The sequence below is a fragment of the Candidatus Methanoperedens nitratireducens genome, assembly GCF_900196725.1.
Classification (GTDB): domain Archaea; phylum Halobacteriota; class Methanosarcinia; order Methanosarcinales; family Methanoperedenaceae; genus Methanoperedens; species Methanoperedens nitroreducens_A.
Window position 1 is genome coordinate 1 of the sequence record NZ_FZMP01000191.1, and the last position, 4,313, is coordinate 4,313.

Sequence of the window (4,313 nt, forward strand, 5' to 3'; positions counted from 1 at the left end):
CAATTACCTTAAGTACCTCGCCGCTGGCAATCTGTTCCATCAGCCATTTTGTTCTGATGAATGGGTAGGGGCATGACTGCCCCCTGGCGTCCAGAACAGCATCTGCTACTATATCTGCCATGGACATCCTGGCATTATCATCAACAGTTTTATCATTTTTAATCTCCTTCATGGATAATCAAAAATGGATTCTAATTTTTCATATGGGTTGTGCTTTATAAAATTAAAATAAAAAACGCGCACAACTTAATTATTTGAAAATACAAAATAATTCCGCTTGTTGTTACGGTTATCCTGCATCAAGCATTTGTGAGCAATCGTGTGTATTTCTTCTCAAACTCGCCCTGGCATGTAGTGCAGCAGAAGAAATAATCCTTATCGTTGAATTTCTTTCTGATTGCGTCTCCTGTTACTTTCCTTTCGCAATAGGCGCAACTCAGGGTTATGCTGGAGGATGCGAGTGGTATGGTTGCATCTTTTCGATATGGGTTTTTTACGGGAATAACACGGATATCGTTCACGTCTGTCAGGTTTATCCTATCCTGTACTGTAAGAATGTGCTGCATATCCCCTGCTATTCTGGATACGATGGCTACGTCAGAGTCTGATGTGGTGTACAGTTCTTTTATTTCTTCGAGCTTCAGAAGCTCCTCAGCTATTCTGTTTACTGCAAGGGGCTTTGCATTTATTATTAGTATCGCTTCGGCTATGCCAAGCTTGCTGTGATCGATATCTAAAGTGAATTTCCTGATGATACCGAGTTCAAGCAACCTGTCCACACGGCTCTTAATGGTGGGCACGCTTGTAAGGCAGTGCCTGGCTATTTCCTGATACGACTTCCTGCTGTCGCTCTGAAGCTGGGTTAATATTTTAATATCAAGATTGTCAAGTTCTACCATATTCATAACTTTACACATGATGTAAACATAAGTACTTTTTGGTTTAAATTTTTAATCAGAGTTTCCTTCCATCAATTTTTCTCCTTTAGTAAAGCCGAACAAACCGGCTGCGATTATTATTAATATTATAATTATTAACGAAATATATGTCATTATCATCCTCTCCACATTATTCATCAGGATTAATTTGTGGATAAGGTCTGCAGTCCAGATTCCAATAATAAGCCCCATGAATCCGAAGATAATACTATATGCCAATCTTTTGAACACTTCAGATATTTTCATACTTGTTTAGACTTTATAAATTATTTGTGCGTTTGATGAAATCAATCTTTTCTGATAGGATTTCATTGTCTATTCGTAATGTAACAAGTAAAATCAGCAGAAGTATAAATGCTACAATGTTCATAAGAACCGTGCCAATGACAACATCCCCGCTGATACCTCCTCCCCCCGAACCTATAACCACGGGATGAACTGTGGCTCTATTCCACAGCCTGATGGAAAGGAAACTTAAAGGTACACTTATAAAACCGATAATACCGAAAACCGATGAAAGCCTTGCCCGTTTCTCAGGTTCGTCTATGGATTTTCTTACCATAAGATAGGATATATAGATTAAAAAAAGAACAAGCGATGTATTCAATCTGACATCCCAGGTAACCCAGTACTCACCCCATGCCGATCTTGCCCAGAGAGAGCCTGTTATCAGGGTAAGGAAGGCAAATATTACGCCGACCTCTGCTGCAGAAACTGCTCTGGTATCCCATTTTTCCTGCTTTGTTCTTAAATACTTAATACCTGAGATAAATACAATGGTGAAAGCCAGGTACGCCGTGATAGCTATGGGAACATGAAAGTAGAATATCTTGAAGTTTATGGGATTGCCGCCTGCATCCATAGGATCGACTGGAATAGGGGCAACAAAAAATATCAGGTATATCGAAATAACTAATGCTATTGGTGTCAGTGAAAAAAGTATTTTCTTGAACATGTTTTAGTGTCTCTATTATTAGAATGTACTATGATTGCACCTTGTTAATTTTCGTCGATATATTGGTTTCCGTTTACAAATTAAATAAATATTTAAACAATTTTTATGTTTTTTAAGCGCAACCCACTTAAACAATAACCTAAATGCATATATCAATTTTATGATATTAAAGGAAATTTATTATATCTCGCTTGTATTTTCATTGATAGCTGCAACCATCGGAATATATCTTTCCCTCAAGAGTTGGATGCGTTTGAGGAGAATTGAACTCGATACACTGAAGGCAAGGGCATTTCTGGATAAATCATTCTTATATACTAACTTTAAATTTACGCTGGTCGTGATAGGGCTTGTATTCCTTCATATGATACTGGAGTATATTGAACTTGGGGGAAATTTACCACCTGAGCTGCATCCTGTTTACTACGGTATTTTCCCAGTTGCTATATTAGTACTTGTGTTAATGATCTCTACGTGGCATAAACTTCTTTATAAAGAAAATAGAAATGACACTTAATTTAGATTAAGTCCCCTATCTGAATATGCGGGAGCATACTACCGCTTTCCACAGCAATCAATGGCGACCAGAGCCCAAGGGCGAAATAAGAAACAGAAGCAAAAATAGCCACGACCGAAGCTACAGAGAGAATATCATTTAAAAATCGGCAGTGGCATAATTTAAGATACTTAACTCCACTTTGTTAGATTAGACAATCACATCGCCTGTTCGCGTCGATTCCAATTTTTACAAGTAATCTTCTTCCGATAGTGATTTGTTCTGAAATTGGGCAAATTCCAAGTAGGATAGATTCCTCAAATATCATTAAGTATCGTATTCTGGCACACTGCCTAAAAATCCAATCCAGAGATTCTCACTTTCATTTAATTCTTTTATTTTTTCTTTTATACGCATAGGTAGATAAAATAATATCAGAATAAGCAAGTTTGCAAATCGTATCTTTTGACATATACACAGGCGATTCTAAGTACTTTACGCTTTCAGAGAATTAAAGTTTAACTTGTTTTTCTCTTGATTTTTAAAGCGCAAACTAATTGAAAAACCAGAATCAATATCGGTAATCCTAACAATATGTTTCCAGATTGAACCCATGAATAGAAAAGATTTAGTCTTATATCTTATCTTTTATTACTCACGTTTTTACAGGGAAGATATTTTCATTTCTTTTTTCACTCTACTGATTCTTGTATGTGCTGTTAAATATGCAGAGAACATAAAAGATAACGGTTCTGTTCTGAGATTTTTTTATCTGTTTACTGGTGCCGTTGCGCTTGCATTAATGGCTACCCTTAAAGAGAATGCGTATATCGCAATGGCATTAGTAATATTGTTTCTCCTCCTGTTGTTTATCCGGGAGAAAAGATACAGGGGTTTGATAGGAAAACTCAGAAAACTTGATAGAAAATTACTGATTGTATTATCGGAAGGAGTATTTTTCATTCTGATTTTTCTCACCGTCTTTTCACTTTTTTATACTGGCAAGGTTTTTGATCTTTATGGCATAAAAGCAGTTCTTGATAAAGGAATTGCTTACTGGTACGAGATGCATAAAATACAGCGCATCGGCGGCCCGATGTATTTTTACCTTCCACTAATGGCGCTTTATGAACTTCCTGTTCTAATTTTCGGGTTTGCTGGAATTGTTCATTATTATAAGAAAAATAACCTTTTCATGACCTTTCTTGGATACTGGGCAATGACGAATCTTATAATTTATTCTTATCTCCAAGAAAAAGTACCCTGGCTCGTCCTGATCCCACTCTTACCTTTGATATTGATAGCAGCAGCGTATCTTGGCGAACTTCTGCCCCGGTTAAGGTTTAATTCCAAGATAGGAGCAGCCACAATTATTTTTCTTGTGATAGGCTCTTCCTACTTTGTATATTCAAGCATCTTATTGAACTATTACAATTATACAAACCCTGCTGAGCCTTTAATCCAGGCTGCTCAGCCGCCACAGAAGTTTTCAGAACTTATTAACAAGATAAATGAAATCTCACTGCAATACCAGAACCAATCCACGGAAATTCAAGTTACTGATGCTGAAATGGAAACCCAGTTTTTGTGGTATTTGCGCCATTACAATAATATTAAATGGAGAGTAAATATAAGCTCTAAGTTCAATGCCCCGCTGATTGTTGTCAAGGATTCTGATGGAGAATCTGAGGCAGATATTATCAAGCGCAGCCTGAATACTGACTATGAAAGACTTGATAGCGCGAAGATGTCGTGGTACTGGTTTAAGACCTCGGATATTACTTTAGATTACCTGCTATACAGAAGAATGGATAGATCACCGTCAGAATACAGGATTGTTCTGTTCTATAAGCCCAAATATTTAGATTAGTGTTCTTTCTTATTATTTACAGATTAGTTAAGCATAGTCATATAAGTAATGTTG

At 36.9% G+C, this 4,313-nt stretch carries 6 protein-coding genes; 2 read left to right on the top strand and 4 right to left on the bottom strand.

What is annotated here, in order from left to right:
- The 4 genes from MNV_RS21365 to MNV_RS12645 form a co-directional block, all read right to left on the bottom strand.
- A partial coding sequence (locus tag MNV_RS21365; protein ID WP_179293979.1) for a sulfurtransferase TusA family protein occupies nucleotides 1-172 on the bottom strand: 172 nt, incomplete at its 3' end.
- Nucleotides 173-299: 127 nt separating this feature from the next.
- Entirely contained in the window at nucleotides 300-899 is a 600-nt protein-coding gene (locus tag MNV_RS12635) for an AsnC family transcriptional regulator (RefSeq protein ID WP_179293980.1), read from the bottom strand.
- Between the two features lie 51 nt (nucleotides 900-950).
- Complete coding sequence (locus MNV_RS12640; RefSeq protein ID WP_096206323.1) at nucleotides 951-1,184, bottom strand: hypothetical protein; 234 nt, start codon at nucleotides 1,182-1,184, stop codon at nucleotides 951-953.
- Between the two features lie 13 nt (nucleotides 1,185-1,197).
- Nucleotides 1,198-1,893 (bottom strand): cytochrome c biogenesis protein, encoded by a 696-nt coding sequence (locus tag MNV_RS12645; protein WP_096206324.1) that lies wholly within the window; start codon nucleotides 1,891-1,893, stop codon nucleotides 1,198-1,200.
- 160 nt (nucleotides 1,894-2,053) lie between these two features.
- Between MNV_RS12645 and MNV_RS12650 the strand changes: the two genes are divergently transcribed.
- On the top strand, nucleotides 2,054-2,410 hold the full coding sequence (locus tag MNV_RS12650) for a hypothetical protein (RefSeq protein ID WP_096206325.1): 357 nt from the start codon (nucleotides 2,054-2,056) through the stop codon (nucleotides 2,408-2,410).
- Between the two features lie 592 nt (nucleotides 2,411-3,002).
- Nucleotides 3,003-4,259, top strand: a complete 1,257-nt coding sequence (locus tag MNV_RS12655; protein WP_096206326.1) for a flippase activity-associated protein Agl23 — start codon at nucleotides 3,003-3,005, stop codon at nucleotides 4,257-4,259.
- The last annotated feature ends 54 nt before the right edge of the window (nucleotides 4,260-4,313 follow it).